Origin of the sequence: Pseudomonas fluorescens (assembly GCF_005938625.1) — a bacterium.
In the GTDB taxonomy this organism is placed as follows: Bacteria; Pseudomonadota; Gammaproteobacteria; order Pseudomonadales; family Pseudomonadaceae; genus Aquipseudomonas; species Aquipseudomonas fluorescens_BD.
This window is the reverse complement of sequence record NZ_VCNJ01000006.1, coordinates 101,403-120,066: the sequence shown is the minus strand read 5'-3', so window position 1 is coordinate 120,066 and position 18,664 is coordinate 101,403. Positions and strand designations below refer to the sequence as shown.

Genomic DNA, 18,664 nt, shown 5'->3' with positions numbered 1-18,664 from the left:
GAGTGAGCTTGAGGATTTAACCGACCATTCAGCACGCTGATGAACCCTTGTAGGAGTGAGCCTGCTCGCGATAACGGAGTGTCAGGCAACATCTATCCGACTGACACACCGCTATCGCGAGCAGGCTCACTCCTACAGGGGATCCGATTTACAAATCATTATCCCACTGGGGGGGGGCGGGAAATCTGAGCACCAGAAAATCCAGCATGCTGCGCAACGCCGCCGGCATGTGTTTGCGCGAGGCATACACGGCGTAGATGTTCATTTGTCGCGGCTCGGCATGGGGCAGCAGTCGGACCAGTTCACCGCTGTGAATATGCACCCCGGCCTGATACGTCGGCAGCATCGCCACCCCGGCGCCCGCCAATGTTGCGCGCAATAACGTGCTGGCCTCGTTGGCGCTGATATTGCCCTGCACCGGCACCGAAACCGGTTCGCCATCTTCCTCGAAATGCCACAGGCTTTTGCCGAAATACGAGTGCGTCAGGCAGTTGTGCCGACTCAATTCCTCGACCCGCAACGGTGCGGCTTGCTCCTGCAGATAAGCCGGCGCGGCACACACCACCGAGCGACAAACGGTCAGACGTCGGGCGATCAGGTTGGGGTCCAGATCGTTACTGGTACGAATCGCCAAATCGATCCGTTCATCCACCAGATTCACCGTGCGATCGAGCATTTGCATATCGATGCTCACACCGGGATAGCGTTTGACGTAAGCGGCCATCGCATCCGCCAGTTGTGCCTGGCCAAACGAAGTGCTGACGCTGATCCGCAGCAGCCCGCGCGGGGCGTCGTGGGGCTCGCTGACGGCCGCCTGCATGTCCGTCGACAGTTCGAGCATCTGCCGACAGCGCGGCAGGATTTCACTGCCGGCGGCGGTCAGGCTCAACTTGCGTGTGGTGCGGTGCATCAGGCGTGCGCCGACCCAGTCTTCCAGTTCCGCCAGGTAGCGCGAAACCACCGGCCGCGAAAGGTCCAGATGATCGGCTGCTGCCGACTGGCTGCCCAGATCCACCACGGTGACAAACACCCGCATTGCTTGGAGACGATCCATGATTTGCCCGCTTTCAGAAACAAACTATGTTCAAGCATCGCATTTTTTGTACTGAGTCAGGCAACTAAGCTCTGTCCCATCGCCAAACACGGCATTCCGACACCGGAGCAACAGATGATCGGCTTCACCACACTCAAACGCGTACTGCTCGCCACCGCTTCCCTGGGTTTTGCCGCGCATGCAGCGGCTGCCAACCTGACCCTCGACGTCTATAACCCAGGGACAAAGGCGATTTTCCCGGTGACCTCGGTGCTGGTCAGCGGCGAGAAAGACGCGATCCTCGTTGATGCGCAATTCGGCAAATCCCAGGCTGAACAGGTGGTGGAAAAAATCCGCGCCAGCGGCAAGCACCTGACCACCATTTACATCAGCCATGGTGACCCGGATTACTACTTCGGCCTCGACACCCTGACCCAAGCCTTCCCCGACGCCAAGGTGCTGGCCTCGCAGCCGACCGTCGATCACATCAACAAAACCGTCGCCGGCAAACTGGCTTTCTGGGGCCCGAAAATGGGCGCCGATGTGCCGGCGAAAACCATCGTGCCGGGCGTGCTCAAGGGCGACAGCCTGATGCTCGAAGGGCAGAAATTGCAGGTAGTCGGCCTCGACGGCAAACAACCGGACCGCAGCTTTGTGTGGATCCCGTCGCTCAAAGCCGTGGTCGGTGGCGTCGTCGTTGCCGAGAACATCCACGTATGGATGGCCGACACCCAGACCGCGCAATCTCACGCCGACTGGCTGGAAACCTTGCACTCGATCGAAACCCTGAAGCCGAACACCGTGGTGCCGGGTCATTACCTCGGCAACAGCAGCCGTTCGCTGGCCAGCGTGAAATTCACCGCCGACTACATTAAGGCTTTCGACGCGGAAACCGCCAAGGCCAAAGACTCCGCCGCACTGATCGCCGCGATGAAAAAACGCTACCCGACACTGGGTGAAGAAAGCTCTCTGGAGCTGAGCGCGAAAGTCGCCAAGGGCGAAATGCAGTGGTAAGCCGATTCTGAAAACGCAGCACTCTCAAGCCAACTGGAGAATGTCATGAGCAAGATCGCAATCATTGGTGCCACCGGCCGCGCCGGCAGCCAATTGCTGGAAGAAGCCCTGCGTCGCGGCCATAGCGTTACTGCTATTGCCCGCGACACCTCGAAGATCGGCGCGCGTGCCGGTGTGGTCAGCAAGAATGTCGATGTGCTGGATTCGACAGCGCTGCAAGACGCAGTAGCCGGTCACGATGTGGTGATCACCGCTGCGCATTTCGCCACCGTCCCGGCGGCCGCGATTGTCGGGCCGGTAAAGCAGGCGGGCGTCAAGCGTTTGCTGGTGGTCGGCGGTGCCGGTTCGTTGTTGCTGCCGGACGATACGCGAGTGATCGACAGTGCGGGTTTCCCCGCCGAGTACAAAGCAGAAGCCAGTGCTGGTGCGGCGTTTCTTCAGGCGTTGGGTCAGGAGAAGGAGCTGGACTGGACGTTCCTTTCGCCGTCGGCGGAGTTTGTCGAAGGTGAGCGCACGGGTAGTTTTCGTGTCGGCAAGGATCATTTGCTGGTGAGCGCTGAAGGGCGTAGCTGGATCACCTTTGCCGATTACGCGATTGCGCTGATCGACGAAGTGGAAACGCCGAAGCATTCGCGTCAGCGGTTTACTGTCGGGTATTGAGTGAAACCTCGCCCCTCACCCCAGCCCTCTCCCGAAGGAGAGGGAGCCGACCGAGTTATCTGGCGTTGTACATCGACCTGAAAAACCGAGTCGATTATGGATTCAACACAGTAATTTCACGTCGGCGTATGTCTATAGCATCCCCCAATCAGTCCCCTCTCCCTTGGGAGAGGGAACCGACCGAGTTGTCTGGCGTTGTACATCGACCTGAGTGATCGAGTCGATTATGGATTCAACACAGTAATTTCACGTCGGCGTATTTCTATAGCATCCCCCAATCAGTCCCCTCTCCCTCTGGGAGAGGGTTAGGGTGAGGGGAAAAAGCCTCACCGCAAATGCGCCTGCTCAACCAGCCAGATCATCAGCTCTTCCAGCTGCGGCGATGGCTCGGTTCCCGCAGGCACAACCACGTAATACGCCAGCCCCGTCTTCACCTTCAACTCAAACGGCATCACCAGCCGCCCCACGCGCAAGTCATCACCGATCAACGACCAATCCCCGATCGCCACCCCCGTCCCGTGGGACGCCATCGACATCGCCTGATCCAGCGTTTCGAAATGCTGGCCGCTGCCGATGTTGTTCAGCCGCAGCTCCGCGGCGTTGAGCCACACCGACCAGTCCTGAATATCGTGAGTGGGGTGCAGCAGCAGATGCTGTTGCAGATCAGCCGGTGAATTCAGCGCTGGCGAGCCCTTAAGCAAAACCGGTGAACAGACCGGTGTCAGTTGCTCGTCGAACAGGTGCAGTGCGCCCGGCGAGTTGTCCGGGGGCAGGCCGTAGATCACCGCGGCATCGAATTGCTCGCGCTGAAAATCCACGCCGTGTTGCAGCGAGGCGGTGAGTTTTACCGGCACGTCCGGGCGTTCTTTTTGCCATTGCAGCAAGCGCGGCAGCAGCCAGCGCATCACGCAGCTCGGCGCTTTCAGTTGCAGGGTTTCGCGCTGCAGGCCGATTTGCTCGGTCGCTTCGCTGATCAGGCCGAAGACTTTTTCCACCCGCGGTAGCCATTCACGTCCTTCGGCGGTCAGCGCCAGGCCACGGGCCAGACGAATGAACAGCGGATAACCGAGATGCGCTTCCAGCCCGGCGATCTGCCGGCTCACTGCGCCCTGGGTGATGTGCAACTGCTCGGCGGCGCGGGTGAAGTTGCAGCACTGCGCGGTAATCAGAAACGTGTGCAGGGCGGGGAGGGGAGGCAGGCGTTTCATGGGGATCCAAGGTATGACGTGAGGACATGGCTAGTATGACTTTTAATCGATTGTTGCCGCTACCTGCCGACCGTTCAATGAGCCCATTCCCGGAATCATTGTGGGAGCGAGCTTGCTCGCGAAAGCGGTGTGTCAGTCACGTTGATGCTGAATGTAAAACCGTTTTCGCGAGCAAGCTCGCTCCCACATTTGATTCGGCGTATCGATCAAAATTGAAGGGCAATCGACATGGCGACGTGTGGCGAAGTACTGGTCAAGTTACTCGAAGGTTATGGGGTCGAGCAGGTGTTCGGCATTCCCGGGGTGCACACCGTGGAGCTGTATCGCGGGCTGGCGCGTTCGAGCATTCGCCACGTCACGCCTCGGCATGAGCAGGGCGCCGGTTTCATGGCCGATGGTTACGCGCGCACCGCTGGTAAACCGGGTGTGTGCTTCATCATCACCGGGCCGGGCATGACCAACATCACCACTGCGATGGGGCAGGCGTACGCCGATTCGATCCCGATGCTGGTGATCTCCAGCGTGCAATCGCGCAGTCAGTTGGGCGGCGGTCGCGGCAAGCTGCATGAGTTGCCGAACCAGAGCGCACTGGTTGCAGGTGTTGCGGCGTTCTCGCATACCTTGATGTCCGCCGCTGAATTGCCGGTGGTGCTGGCGCGTGCTTTTGCCTTGTTTCAGGCCGGTCGTCCGCGTCCGGTACACATCGAAATTCCGTTGGACGTGCTGGTCGAAAATGCTGATGAGTTACTCGCCAGTGTGCCGGTCAATATCGACCGCGCTGGCGCTGCGCCAGCGGCCGTCAAACGCATGAGCGAGCTGCTGGCTGAAGCCAGACGTCCGCTGATTCTGGCCGGTGGCGGTGCCATCGACGCAGCGCCGGAGCTGACTAAACTTGCCGAGTTGCTCGACGCTCCAGTGGCGCTGACGATTAATGCCAAAGGCATGCTGCCGGGTACCCATCCGCTGTTGATCGGCTCGACCCAAACGCTGGTCGCCACCCGCGCGCTGGTCGCCGATGCCGATGTGGTTCTGGCCATCGGCACTGAGTTGGCCGAGACCGATTACGACGTGACCTTTGCTGGCGGTTTCGAGATTCCCGGCAAACTGCTGCGCATCGATATCGATGCCGATCAGACCGTGCGCAACTACCCGCCGCACCTGGCGCTGGTGGCTGATGCGCGCAACGCTGCGCAAGCGTTGCTGAACTCGCTGTCGCAGGAAAAACTCGCCGCGCGCAGCAGCGATTGGGGTCAGGCCCGTGCTGGCAAACTGCGCGCCGAACTGGCCTCGAGCTGGGATGCACCGACCCTCGCACAAACCCGTTTCCTCGACACCGTACTCAATGAATTGCCGAACGCCGTATTCGTCGGCGATTCCACGCAACCGGTGTACACCGGCAACCTGACGTTCAACCCGAATCACCCGCGTCGCTGGTTCAACGCCTCGACCGGTTACGGCACCCTCGGCTACGCCTTGCCGGCAGCGATTGGTGCGTGGCTCGGTGGCCAACTCGAGCAAGGCGCGCGCCCTCCGGTGGTGTGCCTGATCGGCGACGGCGGCCTGCAATTCACCCTGCCGGAACTGGCCAGCGCCGTCGAAGCGCGGGTGCCGGTGATCGTCCTGTTGTGGAATAACCAGGGCTACGAAGAGATCAAGAAATACATGGTCAACCGCGCCATCGAGCCGGTCGGGGTGGACATCTACACCCCGGATTTTGTCGCGGTGGCCAAGGGTCTCGGCTGCGCGGCTGAAGCGATCAGCAGCATCGAGCAACTGCGCAGCGCATTGCGTAGTGCAAGCGATCGTCAGGGCCCGACCCTGATTGAAATCGACCAGACCCAATGGATGCAGGCGGTGGCGCAATGATCAGTTTCCCGACCACACTCGACGGTCTCTACATCAACGGCCAATGGTCGGCCGGTCGCGAACATCTGCGGGTGATCAACCCGGCCACCGAGGCGCTGCTGACCACGGTCAATGGCGGTGACGAGCAGGCGGTTGATCAAGCGGTCACCGCTGCCAATGCAGCGTTCAAGGACTGGTCGCAAACCAGTGGTGCCGAGCGCGGGGCGATCCTGCGCAACATCGCCAATGGTGTGCGCAACGGTCGCGAGCACTTGATGAAACTGCAATCGAGCAACAACGGCAAACCGCAGTTCGAAGCAGCTATCGATGTCGACGATGTGATCGCCACGTTTGAGTATTACGCCGAACTCGCTGAAGGCCTCGACGCGAAACAGGACAGCAACGTGCCGCTACCGAGCGATGATTTCAGCGCACGCCTGCGCTGCGAACCGTGCGGTGTGGTCGGGCTGATCGTGCCGTGGAATTTCCCCATGGTCACCACGGCGTGGAAACTCGCGCCAGCGTTGGCGGCGGGTTGCTGCGTGGTGCTCAAGCCTTCGGAAGTGACACCGCTGCCGGAGCTGGAACTGGCGGCGATCATCGCCGAATCGGGGCTGCCGAACGGCGTGTTCAACCTGGTTTGCGGCACGGGGTTGGCAGTCGGTGCGCCATTGTCGGCGGACCCGCGTATCGCCAAAATCTCCTTCACCGGCAGCAACGCGGTCGGCGTGCAGGTCATGCAGCGTGCGGCGGAAACAGTCAAGGGCGTCAGCCTGGAGTTGGGCGGTAAATCTTCGCTGCTGGTGTTGGCGGATGCAGATCTCGATCTGGCGGTTGAGCTGGCCTGTGGCGGCGCATTTTTCAACGCCGGGCAGATGTGTTCGGCGACCAGTCGTGTGCTGGTCGCGGATGAGCTGGAAGAGGAGTTCCTCAGTCGCTTGCAGAAACGTGCGCAGGCCATTCGTGTGGCCGATCCGTTCGATGCGGAGGTGGAAATGGGCGCGCTGGTCAATCAGGCGCAGTATCAGCGAGTGCTTGGGCACATTGATCGTGGCTTGAGCGCGGGTGCGCGATTGATCTGCGGCGGCAATCGCCCGGCGGAACTGCCGCGCGGCTATTTCTTGCAGCCGACCGTGTTTACCGATGTGCCACTGGACAGCGCGCTGTGGTGTGAAGAAATTTTCGGGCCGGTGCTGTGCGTGCGCAGTTTCAGTAGCGAAGCCGAGGCGATTGCGCTGGCCAATGACACGCCGTTTGGTTTGGTAGCCAGTGTGGTGACGAGCGATGCTGCGGCGGCGGACCGCGTGGCCAATGCCTTGCAGGCGGGGATGGTGTGGATCAATGCACCGCAAGTGATTTTCCCGCAGGCGGCGTGGGGTGGGTACAAGCAGAGCAGCATTGGCCGCGAGTTAGGACCTTGGGGATTGGCGGCGTTTCAAGAGATCAAACATGTGATTCGCGCGGTTTAGAAGCCGACCCTCACCCCAGCCCTCTCCCGGAGGGAGAGGGGGCCGACCGAGGTGTCTGGCGTTATCCATCGACCTGAAAAACCCGGTCGATTTTGGATTCGTCAAAGCACTTTAAAAGCCGACCCTCACCCCAGCCCTCTCCCGAAGGGAGAGGGGGCCGACCGCGGTGTCTGGCGATGTTCGCCGACCTGAAAAAATCGAGTTGATTATGGATTCAAAGCGAATCGTTCAAGTCGGTGAACCTCTTCAATATCCCCCACTCACCCTAACCCTCTCCCTCCGGGAGAGGGTTAGGGTGAGGGGCTTCCAACGGTCACACCGAAAGCCGCAACCGCGCCAAATCCCTCAGCGGCGGCGCACCAAACAACCGGCTGTACTCACGGCTGAATTGCGACGGACTTTCATACCCCACCCGATACCCCGCCGCCGAAGCCTCCAGCCCCTCCGCCAACATCAACCGCCGGGCCTCTTGCAGGCGCAATTGCTTCTGATACTGCAGCGGACTCATCGCCGTCATCGCCTTAAACCGATGATGCAACGTCGACACACTCAGATTCACTTCTTTGGCCAGATCATCAATACGCAGCGGTTGCTCGAAGTTGCCGTTGAGCCATTTGATCGCCTGGCTGATGCGATGGCTCTGACTGTTGGCAATCGCGATCTCATACAACCGATGCCCCTGCGGGCTGCGCAGCAGTCGATAGAGAATCTCCCGGCGAATCAGCGGCGCGAGCATGGCGATGTCTTTCGGTGCATCGAGCAGACGCGCCAGACGCAGCACCGCATCGAGCATGGAGCTGTCGATCTGCTCGACATACAAACCGCGCCCGGTCGGCCGGGTCGGCACACCCATGGGGCCGGCGTCGGCGATCAGCGCGGTGATTTCGGTCGGATCAATATCCAGGCGCACGGCGAGGATCGGTTCTTCCGGCGAGACATTCACCACGCGCCCGCTCAACGGCATCGAAACCGAGACCACCAGATAATTCAGTGGGTCGTAATTGAAGTACTCATCGGCCAGCCGCACCTCTTTACGTCCCTGCGCCATGATGCACAGCGCCGGTTGCGCGAGCACCGGGGCAAAGTCGTGGGATTTTGTGTGGCGCGACATGAACAGCGAGCCGATGGCGGTCTCGTAGCTGCCATCGTCGGTGGTGTTGCGGCGGATGATCGCCGCCAGCTCCGCGCGCTGTTTTTCCATGTCAGCGCTGGGTTCGGCTTGAAAACGATCGAATGACGTCATGCACGGCATCCTCGGCAGGGGAGGTGGAATGGAGCAGAGCATATGTTTGTGCAAGCGCCAGCGGTAGACACATCCTGCGAAATGCTTGCCTGATTCTGCTTGGGGCTGTTTGCGCGCCTGCCGCCATTCAACCCTGCAGGAGCTGCCGAAGGCTGCGATCTGTTGATCTTTAAAGCAAAATCAAAAGATCGCAGCCTTCGGCAGCTCCTACACAAAACGCGTATGACAGACGTGTTGCACAGGTTTACAGGTTGTTACAGGTTCTGGATGCAGTCTCGCAGGATTGTGCAACGCGGCGGCAGGAATCGACTAACGGCGCCTGGCGCTCGGCCCTTAACCTTTGATCCTGTCGCAGCCCGTCCCCCGGCTGCCACGCGACTCCCTGGGAGGGTTGAACATGTCCAAGCAGATTCCCGTCAGTCATATGGCCTTCGTTCGAGCGCGCGCCGGGCGTTCGGTGGAGCTCGGTGTACGCCTGAGTGCGTTGATCGATCCGTCCCGCGCCGCCCCCGGTTGCCTGAGCTTTGCCTTGCAGCATTCGCAGTGTGATCCCGAGTTGTGGCTGATCTCCGGGTTCTGGAGCAGTCAGCAAATGATGACCAACTATTTCAACAGCCCGTCGTTGGAAATCTTCGCCGAGCTGGTGCAGGAACTGGTGGTCAACAGCCTCGACTTCCACACCTTCAAGGACGTATCGGCGGCACAAGCCCTCGGTCAATGCCCGGCACCGGTACACAAACTCGTCGGTTGAGGGTTTAATGTCCGGCTTATTTGTCTGAGCCGGGATGTGTGACATGGCACGTAAAGAGTTCGAACACTTCGAAGCAGTTTCCGCAGTCGTCCCCGTCGAGCTGGGCGGCAACAAGGGCTATCACGCAGCAATCGCGGTCAAGGCCCTGGTCGATGGCGGTGCACCACGCTTTCACAAACTGCTGAATGATCAGGTCTTCCCCGGTGCTATCGCCGCCGACGAGGCTGCCATCAATGAGCTGGATAACCTCAAAGGTGTCACTGACGACGCCGAGTTGATCTGGTAACGCGTTACTTGCTGGCGCCCGGACGCCACATCTTGAACAGGGCTTCAGGCCCCAACTGGAAATAATCCGCCGGCCCGCCGCCGCGCAGAATCGGTTCTGCCGCGGCGGTGTCGTAGATGCCATCCTTCAACAGCCACTTGGCGATGTGCACGGCGACCACTTCGCCAAGGACCAGCCAGCTCGGCACCGTCTCGCCATCGGCACGCTGCAATTGAATGATCTGTGTGACCTTGCATTCGAAGGACACCGGGCTTTCGGCGACCCGTGGCACCGAAATCACTTTTGACGCCACTGTCGTCAATCCCGCCAATTCGAATTCGTTGACCTGAGGCGCGACCATCGCGCAGCTCTGATTCATCTGCTCGGCCAGTGGACGTGTGGCGAGGTTCCAGACGAATTCGCCGGTCTGCTCGATGTTGTTCAGGCTGTCTTTGCGCCCGACGCTGGAGAAACCAATGATCGGCGGAATGTAGTTGAAGGCGTTGAAAAAGCTGTACGGCGCCAGGTTGAGCTGGCCGTTGGCATCCTGCGAGGAAATCCAGCCGATCGGGCGCGGGCCAACGATGGCGTTGAACGGGTCGTGGGGCAGACCGTGGCCGTTGGCGGGTTCGTAGAAGTGGATGTCATCGGACATGGTGGGTGAATTCCTGAGGCTGCTTTTTAGATGCAGCCATAGTGCAAGGACGCCCCGCATATTTCCAGCCAGACGCAAATCCCCGTGTAGGAGCTGCCGAAGGCTGCGATCTTTTGATTTTGCTTTTAAAGATCAAGATCAAAAGATCGCAGCCTTCGGCAGCTCCTACAGTGGACTTGTGTGTATTTGAGAAAATTGTCATCCCCCAGAAATGACTAAGCCCGGCCGAGGCCGGGCTGTGGGGGGACTGCTGATACTTAGCTGATGGCAGCGGCAGTACCGGTTTTATCAAAGCCGTCAGCAGCGACGGTTTTACCAAGGTTCGTTTTGTCGAAACCATCGGCAGCCACTGCTTTACCAATATTGGTTTTATCAAACCCGTCAGCGGCATAAGTACCGGTGTGGCTGGTTTCGATCACAGCGCTGGCGCCGTTGATGAAGTCGGCGGATTTGGTGCGATCCGAGCCGTCGGCGGCGAAGGTGTTAGCGGCCAGTACGGAAAGGGTCAGGGCGAGGATCAGTTTGGTTTTCATGTCGGTTACTCCAGATTCGTTGGCGGGTGTGTCTTGCATGGGTTTAATGTTACGCCAACTAAATTGATTAAAAAGCGCAAATTAATGCTAAAAACAATCGATTAACTTGATGTTAAGGGCGGCGCAGAATAATTCGCTCTCGTCGTCGGAGCGAGCGTCGCGCAGGTCATCGATCAGGTGATTGCAGAATGCAGGGGCAGCATTAATTAGCGATTAATCGCTGTGCGGCGTGTGTGAGGGATTTTTCATGCAGGTCTGGATAACGCGGTGACCCGCATCGCTGGCAAGCCAGCTCCCACAGGATTCGCGTCGTACAAAAGATCTGTGAGCGACGCCGTCAATGTGGGCGCTGGCTTGCCAGCGACAGGGCCACCACAGCCACCGTTGCAGTGGCTGTGAAAACCCGATCAGTCAGTAACGATGCGCGAGTGTTTCTGGGTGTCTTTCATGGTGATGTACACCAGCAACGACACCGCGATGCACGCCGTCACATACCAGTAGTAACCGGTTTCCATGCCAATGCTCTTGAACCACAGCGCGATGTATTCGGCGGTGCCGCCGAAGATTGACACGGTCAGTGCGTACGGCAGGCCAACGCCGAGGGCGCGGATTTCGGTCGGGAACAGTTCGGCTTTCACCACGGCGTTGATCGAGGTGTAGCCGCTGACGATGATCAGCGCCGCCATGATCAGGAAGAACGCACCCCACCAGGTTTGAATGGTGTGCAGGGTCATCAGGATCGGCACGGTGAAGATCGTGCCCAACACGCCGAAGGCAATCAGGATCGGACGACGGCCGATCTTGTCCGAGAGGCCACCGATGATCGGTTGCAGGCACATGAACAGGAACAGCGTGGCGGCAGAAATGGTGGTCGAGTCGGAGATGCTCATGCCGACCGTGTTCACCAGGTATTTCTGCATGTAGGTGGTGTAGGTGTAGAACGCCAGGGTGCCGCCCATGGTCAGGCCGACCACGGTCAACAGCTCTTTGGGATGGCGCATCAAGGTGCGCATGGCGCTTTCCTTGGATTTCTCTTTTTTGGTGAACGACTCGGTTTCTTCCATGCCGCGACGCAGGTACAGCGCGACCACTGCGCACAGCGCGCCGATGGCGAACGGAATACGCCAGCCCCACGCGTACAGCTGTTCGGTGGTCAGCACGTTTTGCAGCACGATCAGTACGCCGAGGGCGATGAGCTGGCCGGAGATCAGGGTCACGTATTGGAAGCTGGAGAAGAAGCCGCGACGTTCCTTGGTCGCCATCTCCGAGAGATAGGTCGCCGAGGTGCCGTATTCGCCGCCGACCGACAGGCCTTGCAGCAGTCGTGCGAACACCAGCAGGATCGGCGCGCCGATGCCGATGGTTTCGTAGTTCGGGCTGAGGGCGATCAGCAGCGAGCCGAAGCACATCAGGTAGACCGAGGCCATCAGGGCTTTTTTGCGTCCGACCTTGTCGGCGTACATGCCCATCAGCCAGCCACCGATCGGACGCATCAGAAAGCCGACGGCGAAAATCGCAGCGGTGTTCATCAGTTGCGCAGTGGTGGAACCGGCAGGGAAGAAGGTTTTGGCGAAGTACAGGGAGAAGGCGGCATACACATACCAGTCGTACCATTCGACCATGTTGCCGACGGAACCGCTGAAGATCGATTTGATCCGGCTGGCGGTGGTTCTTTCTTTGGCCGGCACGGCAGCCGACCCAAGTGGCAGGGCGTTGGAGTTATCCATTGAAGGATCCTTCGTTTAATTGTTTTTGTGGAGCGCGTTGGAACGCAGCCTGCGAGGGCTATAGCAGGAGGTGTGCCAACGGTGGGAGGGCCGGTTTAGAGGGGGTGGCGGGGTTGGGTGAGCGGTTTTGTGCCGATGGAATGGATTGTGTGAGCGGATTTCCGCTTATTGGGGCGAAGATCAAAAGCCCCTCACCCTAACCCTCTCCCGGAGGGAGAGGGGACTGACCGAGTGGATTGTTCGAGTGCACCGACCTGAGATACCGAGTCGAACTCAGGTTTGAAAAGCATGGAGATCGGCTCCCTTCCCCCTCGCCCCCTTGGGGGAGAGGGCTGGGGTGAGGGGGATGGGTTTCAGCCGCAGCAAAAATCCCGACCCAGCCTCACTCAGCCAAAAACATCTCCCGACTCAACCCATGCCGCTGCATTTTTTCATTGAACGTGCGGCGCGGCAGTTGCAGTTCTTCAAGCACCGCTTTCACATCGCCCTTGTGCCGGGTCAGCGCTGCACGCAAACACTGCGCCTCAAACGCCTCCTGCTGCGCCGCCAGCGATTGCCCCGGATCAATCCCCGGCGCCGGCTCATCCAGCCCCAGCACCTGGCGCTCGGCGACGTTCGCCAGTTCGCGCACGTTGCCCGGCCAGTCGTGGCTGAGCAGATGGCTCAATTGCGCGCCACTCAAGGGCGGAAAGGTTCGGCCCAAGCGTTCAGCGGCGTTGTGGGCGAAGGTTTCGAACAACAATGGAATGTCTTCACGACGATCGCGCAGCGGCGGTAAGCGCAGCTCGGCGACGTTCAGGCGATAGGCCAGATCCTCGCGAAAACGTCCGGCCCGGGCTTCATCGAGCAGGTCAGGTTTGGTCGCCGCGACAATGCGCAGATCGACGCGAATGCTCTGGTTCGAACCCAGCCGCTCAAGCTTTTGCTCCTGCAACACGCGTAGCAGTTTGACCTGTTGGGCCAGCGGCATGCTTTCGATTTCATCGAGAAACAGCGTGCCACCGTCGGCGTATTCCAGCTTGCCGATGCGCTTGCCCGAGGCACCGGTAAACGCGCCGCTCTCGTGACCGAACAACTCCGCCTCAAACAGCTGTTCAGGGATCGCCGCGCAGTTCAACGCCACGAACGGCTTGGCCGCGCGCGGTCCAAAATCATGCAGGCAACGCGCGACCAGTTCCTTGCCGCTACCGGTTTCGCCACGGATCAGCACATTGACCGGCAGCGCCGCCAGATCCAGTACTTGCCGCCGCAACGTCTGCAAACCACGGGACACCCCGAGCAACGTCGCATCGAGTTTCGCGCGGTTGTCGGCCTGTTCGTGCAGGGCGCGGTTCTCCAGAATCAGACGACGTTTGTCCAGCGCCCGGCGCAAGCTACCGAGCAGGGTTTCCGGGCTGAACGGTTTTTCCAGAAAGTCGTAGGCACCGTCGCGCATCGCCTCGACGGCCATCGGTACGTCGCCATGGCCGGTGAGCAGAATCACCGGCAGATCGGCATCGCGTTTCTGCACTTCAGCCAACAATGCCAGGCCGCCCATGCCGGGCATGCGCACATCGCTGAGGATTACCCCCGCAAAGTGCGCGGGCAGGGCGGCGAGGCAGTCTTCGGCGCGGCTGAACAGTTGAACTTCGAACCCGGACAGGCTCAGCCACTGCTCGACGGCGCTGCGAATGCTACTTTCGTCATCGACCACCATTACCGAGTTGAGCATCAGATGTGTGCCTCCAGATCGATCGGCAAAGTCAGGCTGAACACCGCGCCGGTGTCGCCATTCTCGGCGCTCAGACGGCCGCCGGATTCATGCACGATGGCGAAGGATACCGCCAACCCGAGGCCCAGGCCGTCGCCCACCGGTTTGGTGGTGAAGAACGGATCGAACACCTGACCCAGATGATCTTCGGCGATGCCGCCGCCATTGTCGCTGACGCTCAGACGCCACAGTTGCTCATCGGCTTCCAGACGGATCTCCAGACGTTTGCACGCTTTGCCCTGCATCGCATCGAGGGCGTTGCGCAGCAGGTTGATCAGTACCTGTTCGAGACGAATCGCATCACCGCGCACCCACGCCGGACGGGTCAGGTGCAGCACCAGACTGACCTGTTCGTCGCGCAGCCGCGCATCGAGCAGTTGCAGAGATTGATCGACCACCGTCGCCAGATCCAGCCGCTCGCGCAAGCCGCTGGGACTTTTGCGCGCGAAAGTCTTGAGGTGGCCGGTGAGGGCAGCCATGCGCGTGAGCATGTCATCCACCGGTTTTAAGGCTTTATAGGCATCGTCGACGCGGCCATGGTCGAGCAGCAGGCGCAGAGTCGCCAGTTGCATGCGCTGGGCGGTCAGCGGTTGATTGATTTCGTGGGCCAGCGCGGCGGACATCTGACCGAGCGCGGCGAGTTTGGCCGATTGCACCAGACCGTCCTGCGCGGTGCGCAAGTCGCGGGTGCGTTCTTCCACCAACTGCTCCAGTTCCTCGCGGTTGCGCTGGCGGATTTTCGACAGGCGCCAGCGCTGGTTGAGGAACAGCAACAGAAACACCAGTGCCAGCCACACCCCGGCGGCGGCGAGGCCGGCGTTGCGCAGATCTTCGAAGGCCACTTGCGGATGGCGCAGCAGGTGCAGGGTCCAGCCTTCGGCACTCAGTGGCAGCGATTCCCACAGATAATCCGCCGTGCCTTGCGGGCCTTCGACGCGGCGCAGATCGCTGTTGTCATCGAAGCGGCGCAGCGACAAGTGGGTCAACGGCACCAGCGACTGTTTGTCGTACTGCCGGGTGGCTTTTATATCGGCCATGTCACTGGCACTCAACGGCCGCAGCGCGCGATAGCGCCAGCCGGGTTGGTTGGCGATGAAGATGATGCCGCGCGCGTCGCTGACCAGCAGCGTGTCATTGCCCTGACTCCACTCCCGCTCCAGTTCGGGGAATTCCAGCTTGACCACCATCGCGCCAAGAAACTCGTCGTTATCACCAAGTACGGCGCTTGAGAGGAAGTAGCCGGGAATGCCGCTGGTCACGCCCACGGCATAAAAACGCCCGGTGCCCTGGGTGCGGGTCTGGCTGAAATAGGGACGGAAGCCATAGTTGTGGCCGACGTAACTGCTCGGCAGACGCCAATTGCTGGCGGCCACGGCGAGCCCCGTGTGATCAAGCAATTCAAGGGTCGAGGACTGCGCCGCACCGTTGATCTTTTCCAGCTTCAGATTCAGCGCCGCCTGCTCTTCGGCATCAACTGAACCTGCCAGCGCCGAGCGCAATTGCGGATCCAGCGCCAGCACGGCGGGGAGGGCGCGATAGCGGTCGATCAGGGTGTGCAACGAATTGGCATAGAGCGCCAGTTGCTGGTTGGCGCGGGCCGCGTCTTCTACCAGCGCCTGACGCTCGGCGTGGCGAATCGCAAGCGTGGCGGCAACAGCCGCACCGGCGATGATCAGCAGGGTATACAACGACAGACGCAAGGTACGGGAAGTCGGCAGCATGCTGGGCTAACGGATGGCAGTTCGGGCGGGCACGATAGCATGGGCAGGCACGCCGTCCCACGGTTGTCCCGGTACCCGATTCGTAGTTGCCGAGTCCGTGTGTCAGACAAATGTCTCTGTTATTTCTCTGGACTGCGAATCTCGCCGCATTAGATTTGAAACGAATGGGGTCGCAGCAGCGGGTCCCGCTTCATTTAGCCCCAAAGTAACCTGGTGAGTCGCTTCGTTCGCGGCAGGCGCTATGCCCTCGGCTTGATGGGACACCTCGTCGATGGCGATCGCTACGTCCGAAATTCGATTTTCTATTTCCAGGAACCTTCGTATCCATTCGTCTGCGGTCGAATCGGCTGTCAGGCCTTTCATGAAGTCCCATTGATTCTTCACTGACCAGGTGCTGACTGTCTCTTTCACTTTATTCAGAAGGGCTTCGTGCATGTCTGGCAGTTGGTTCACGACACTCTCCGGCACCTTGCCTTGAGACATGTCAGCGAGCGCCTGGGTGACGGCTCGGACTTTTCCCAAATGCAGGGCGGTCGCAAGGCGAACATCGCTCCTGAAGAATCTGTATCGAATATAGGACAACGCACCTCCTGCAATCAGGCCGATAGCTGGACCTAGGGTTGCCCCTAACATTTCGACACTCACTTCAGGCACGTATTGGTTAATCGTGTAGGCGATCCCAGTTCCTGCTGCTCCACCGAACGTTGCGCCTTGGCCAAATGCCCAAGCGCCGTTTCCTTTTTTCAGATACTCGCGGTAGGTAGTGCTCTGTCTTTGCTCTGGTGTCATTGGGTCTTGTTGATCATCAAACTCGTCGGCAAATCTACCCGTTTCAGAGGCGAAGCCTGAAATTTTGGCAATGAGACTCGTGAACTTGTTATTCGCTCGCCCATCCGGGTCGATGTACAACAGCGGATTATTCCCCACCATCACATATAAATTCAGCCCATCCACATCCCCCGCCGGATCCGCGCTGACCCAGCGCTGCAACCACGGTGCGTAATACCGCGCGCCGTAGTAATACAGTCCGCTGACATCCATTTCCTTGCCTGAATAACGCACAGTCTTGTAATCCACTGCGCTGCTGGAAGCGGGCAGCCAGACCGCCGTGCCACCGAAGGGATAGTAGCTTTCCTGACTGATCACGTGCGCGTCCTGATCGAGTTCAGCGGTGCTCGAACCCAAGTGATCGTCGAGGCTGTAGCGCATCTGGTTGTTCTCGACCTGCGCCGGTGGTGCGCTGCGCCAATGCAGGCAGCGGACGTTGCCGGGCAGGGTGATCACGTGCAGTTCTTCGCCGTTGTCCCGGGTGCGGATTTCCAGGTCTGGCAGGTAGCGCACCTGATGAAAGTGCGAAGCGGCGGGGTTATGGGTTTCATGACGTTTGGACACGCGCATGCCCTGGCTATAAAGGTAGCTCTCGTAATCATCGGGCAGATCGTTGTTGTGCGTTAGCAAGGTCACCCGACGCAGTTGGTCGCGGGCGTTCCACAGCAGTTCCGGGCCGTGGCGAAGTTTGATCTGATTGCCATGAGCATCGAAGGTGGCGGCGAAATCCGGTGGCGGGTCGCCGGCCTCCCAGCGCAGCGCATGATTGCTGGCAGGCGCGACCTTCATCTGGCGGGTGTACCCCGTCGTCTCGCGGCCATGCACCAGTTCGATGAGGTTGCCGGCCCGGTCGTATTGGTAATGCTGGGTGTAGTTGTGCAGATTATTCGGGTCGCTCGGCGCAGGGCGCCCCGGCGTGTCAGTGGCGGTCGCGGCTTCATGACCGCTGGCAGCGATCAGTCGATAGAGCGAGTCATAGCTGAACGCCCGATGACCATCGATGCGCCGGTTGGCGAAAAACACCGGTTCAAAGGTGTGGTCGTCGATGCGCAGGACATTACCGACAGGGTCGTAGGCATATTCGAGATTCTGCAGCAGCGCTTGTCCGGTAACGCCGGCCTGGGCGTTGATCGGCCAGTCGTTGGCAGGGTCATAGCGCCAACGGTTGATGACTTGATTGCCGGCACGCTGTTCGACCCGCTGTCCGGCCGCGTTGTATTGCAGGCTCGCGACAACGGGTTTTGCGACGTTTTCACCCTGGCGCAGCAGAGCAACCTGCGTGAGCTGGCCGACAACGCAGTACCGGAAGTCCTGGCGATGACCGCCGGCGTCGGTGTGCGTCAGGCGCTGGTTCAGCGGGCCGAACGTCTGGCGACTGGTATGGGCCTCGCTGTCGTCAAAGGTGCGGGTCTGTACAAGCACCTGGCCGAGCAAGGAAAAACCCTGCAGGTTCAGCGTCCCCGCAGGGTCCTTGAGCGTTGTCATCTGTCCGCACAGATTAAAGTCGACGTCGGCCGAGGCATCGGCGTAGGTGAAGGTTTCGAAGCTGCTCTGATCGGCGCTGGCCTCGCTGAGTATTCGCAGTTGTTCATCGTGCAGGATTCGCCAATGGTTGCCGCGCGCATCCCAGCGCTCCACGACCTGTCCGGTCTCTCCCGGCAGGCTCAGCCGCCAGCCGGCGTCGACACTGTCGACACTCACCGGTAGGCCCGACAGGCTGTAGACATGAGCGAGGTTGGGCTGGGGGCTGGTGCTGAACAGGCGCGGATCCCACTGCTCGGTCAAACGACCAACAGCATCGTGCCCTTGGCGGGTGATCCGGGATTCAGCATCAGCGCTGGCCACTTTGCACAAATAGCCGACGTTTCTGACGGGCAGCCCCCTGGGGTCATGAACGTGCAGCGTCGGCGTATGCCAATGCACTGACTGATTCATACCCGCTCACCCGCGCAGTCGGTCATC

15 protein-coding genes are annotated in these 18,664 nt (G+C 60.1%); 6 read left to right on the top strand and 9 right to left on the bottom strand.

Annotated features, from left to right (window positions below):
• Nucleotides 1-148: 148 nt before the first annotated feature.
• Nucleotides 149-1,054, bottom strand: coding sequence for a LysR family transcriptional regulator (locus tag FGA82_RS05915; protein WP_141126361.1), 906 nt, complete (start codon nt 1,052-1,054; stop codon nt 149-151).
• Nucleotides 1,055-1,168: 114 nt separating this feature from the next.
• Between FGA82_RS05915 and FGA82_RS05910 the strand changes: the two genes are divergently transcribed.
• Both FGA82_RS05910 and FGA82_RS05905 read left to right on the top strand, forming a co-directional pair.
• Entirely contained in the window at nt 1,169-2,047 is an 879-nt protein-coding gene (locus FGA82_RS05910) for an MBL fold metallo-hydrolase (protein WP_141126360.1), read from the top strand.
• Nucleotides 2,048-2,092: 45 nt separating this feature from the next.
• A complete protein-coding gene (locus FGA82_RS05905) occupies nt 2,093-2,707 on the top strand; it encodes an NAD(P)-dependent oxidoreductase (RefSeq protein WP_141126359.1) in 615 nt (204 codons plus the stop codon).
• Between the two features lie 326 nt (nt 2,708-3,033).
• Here FGA82_RS05905 and FGA82_RS05900 read toward each other — a convergent pair whose 3' ends face one another.
• Nucleotides 3,034-3,915 carry a LysR substrate-binding domain-containing protein gene (locus tag FGA82_RS05900; RefSeq protein WP_141126358.1) on the bottom strand — a complete coding sequence of 294 codons (882 nt, stop codon included), beginning with the start codon at nt 3,913-3,915 and terminating at the stop codon, nt 3,034-3,036.
• A gap of 228 nt (nt 3,916-4,143) precedes the next feature.
• On the opposite strand from FGA82_RS05900, the gene FGA82_RS05895 reads away from it, so the two are divergent.
• Together FGA82_RS05895 and FGA82_RS05890 are read left to right on the top strand one after the other, a co-directional pair.
• Nucleotides 4,144-5,781, top strand: a complete 1,638-nt coding sequence (locus FGA82_RS05895) for a 5-guanidino-2-oxopentanoate decarboxylase (protein WP_141126357.1) — start codon at nt 4,144-4,146, stop codon at nt 5,779-5,781.
• Nucleotides 5,778-7,229: an aldehyde dehydrogenase family protein gene (locus FGA82_RS05890; RefSeq protein WP_141126356.1), complete on the top strand. Its 1,452-nt coding sequence runs from the start codon at nt 5,778-5,780 to the stop codon at nt 7,227-7,229. Before FGA82_RS05895 ends, FGA82_RS05890 begins: the two co-directional genes overlap by 4 nt.
• Before the next feature lie 313 nt (nt 7,230-7,542).
• Here the strand turns inward: FGA82_RS05890 and FGA82_RS05885 are convergent, their stop codons facing one another.
• Complete coding sequence (locus FGA82_RS05885) at nt 7,543-8,472, bottom strand: AraC family transcriptional regulator (protein WP_127929558.1); 930 nt, start codon at nt 8,470-8,472, stop codon at nt 7,543-7,545.
• Between the two features lie 397 nt (nt 8,473-8,869).
• Here FGA82_RS05885 and FGA82_RS05880 point away from each other — a divergent pair, with 397 nt between their 5' ends.
• Both FGA82_RS05880 and FGA82_RS05875 read left to right on the top strand, forming a co-directional pair.
• Entirely contained in the window at nt 8,870-9,223 is a 354-nt protein-coding gene (locus tag FGA82_RS05880; RefSeq protein ID WP_141126355.1) for an antibiotic biosynthesis monooxygenase family protein, read from the top strand.
• Between the two features lie 43 nt (nt 9,224-9,266).
• Nucleotides 9,267-9,509, top strand: a complete 243-nt coding sequence (locus FGA82_RS05875) for a hypothetical protein (protein WP_016985292.1) — start codon at nt 9,267-9,269, stop codon at nt 9,507-9,509.
• Between the two features lie 4 nt (nt 9,510-9,513).
• On the opposite strand, the gene FGA82_RS05870 is transcribed toward FGA82_RS05875, so the two are convergent.
• From FGA82_RS05870 to FGA82_RS05840, 6 genes are all read right to left on the bottom strand, one after another.
• The gene (locus FGA82_RS05870) at nt 9,514-10,143 is read right to left on the bottom strand and encodes a flavin reductase family protein (RefSeq protein ID WP_141126354.1); all 630 of its coding nucleotides are present in this window, start codon (nt 10,141-10,143) and stop codon (nt 9,514-9,516) included.
• 257 nt (nt 10,144-10,400) lie between these two features.
• Complete coding sequence (locus FGA82_RS05860) at nt 10,401-10,676, bottom strand: hypothetical protein (protein WP_141126353.1); 276 nt, start codon at nt 10,674-10,676, stop codon at nt 10,401-10,403.
• Nucleotides 10,677-11,083: 407 nt separating this feature from the next.
• Nucleotides 11,084-12,403, bottom strand: a complete 1,320-nt coding sequence (locus FGA82_RS05855; protein WP_007912608.1) for an MFS transporter — start codon at nt 12,401-12,403, stop codon at nt 11,084-11,086.
• Nucleotides 12,404-12,785: 382 nt separating this feature from the next.
• Nucleotides 12,786-14,114, bottom strand: coding sequence for a sigma-54-dependent transcriptional regulator (locus tag FGA82_RS05850; RefSeq protein WP_141126352.1), 1,329 nt, complete (start codon nt 14,112-14,114; stop codon nt 12,786-12,788).
• Nucleotides 14,114-15,874: an ATP-binding protein gene (locus FGA82_RS05845; RefSeq protein WP_141126351.1), complete on the bottom strand. Its 1,761-nt coding sequence runs from the start codon at nt 15,872-15,874 to the stop codon at nt 14,114-14,116. Before FGA82_RS05845 ends, FGA82_RS05850 begins: the two co-directional genes overlap by 1 nt.
• A gap of 102 nt (nt 15,875-15,976) precedes the next feature.
• Entirely contained in the window at nt 15,977-18,637 is a 2,661-nt protein-coding gene (locus tag FGA82_RS05840; RefSeq protein WP_141126350.1) for an RHS repeat-associated core domain-containing protein, read from the bottom strand.
• Nucleotides 18,638-18,664 lie beyond the last annotated feature (27 nt).

Coding starts and splice junctions, on each gene's coding strand:
- FGA82_RS05860 (WP_141126353.1), bottom strand. CDS start 10,676: ATGAAAACCAAACTGATCCTCGCCCTGACCCTTTCCGTACTGGCCGCT.
- FGA82_RS05890 (WP_141126356.1), top strand. CDS start 5,778: ATGATCAGTTTCCCGACCACACTCGACGGTCTCTACATCAACGGCCAA.
- FGA82_RS05855 (WP_007912608.1), bottom strand. CDS start 12,403: ATGGATAACTCCAACGCCCTGCCACTTGGGTCGGCTGCCGTGCCGGCC.
- FGA82_RS05840 (WP_141126350.1), bottom strand. CDS start 18,637: ATGAATCAGTCAGTGCATTGGCATACGCCGACGCTGCACGTTCATGAC.
- FGA82_RS05915 (WP_141126361.1), bottom strand. CDS start 1,054: ATGGATCGTCTCCAAGCAATGCGGGTGTTTGTCACCGTGGTGGATCTG.
- FGA82_RS05845 (WP_141126351.1), bottom strand. CDS start 15,874: ATGCTGCCGACTTCCCGTACCTTGCGTCTGTCGTTGTATACCCTGCTG.
- FGA82_RS05885 (WP_127929558.1), bottom strand. CDS start 8,472: ATGACGTCATTCGATCGTTTTCAAGCCGAACCCAGCGCTGACATGGAA.
- FGA82_RS05875 (WP_016985292.1), top strand. CDS start 9,267: ATGGCACGTAAAGAGTTCGAACACTTCGAAGCAGTTTCCGCAGTCGTC.
- FGA82_RS05880 (WP_141126355.1), top strand. CDS start 8,870: ATGTCCAAGCAGATTCCCGTCAGTCATATGGCCTTCGTTCGAGCGCGC.
- FGA82_RS05850 (WP_141126352.1), bottom strand. CDS start 14,114: ATGCTCAACTCGGTAATGGTGGTCGATGACGAAAGTAGCATTCGCAGC.
- FGA82_RS05900 (WP_141126358.1), bottom strand. CDS start 3,915: ATGAAACGCCTGCCTCCCCTCCCCGCCCTGCACACGTTTCTGATTACC.
- FGA82_RS05905 (WP_141126359.1), top strand. CDS start 2,093: ATGAGCAAGATCGCAATCATTGGTGCCACCGGCCGCGCCGGCAGCCAA.
- FGA82_RS05895 (WP_141126357.1), top strand. CDS start 4,144: ATGGCGACGTGTGGCGAAGTACTGGTCAAGTTACTCGAAGGTTATGGG.
- FGA82_RS05910 (WP_141126360.1), top strand. CDS start 1,169: ATGATCGGCTTCACCACACTCAAACGCGTACTGCTCGCCACCGCTTCC.
- FGA82_RS05870 (WP_141126354.1), bottom strand. CDS start 10,143: ATGTCCGATGACATCCACTTCTACGAACCCGCCAACGGCCACGGTCTG.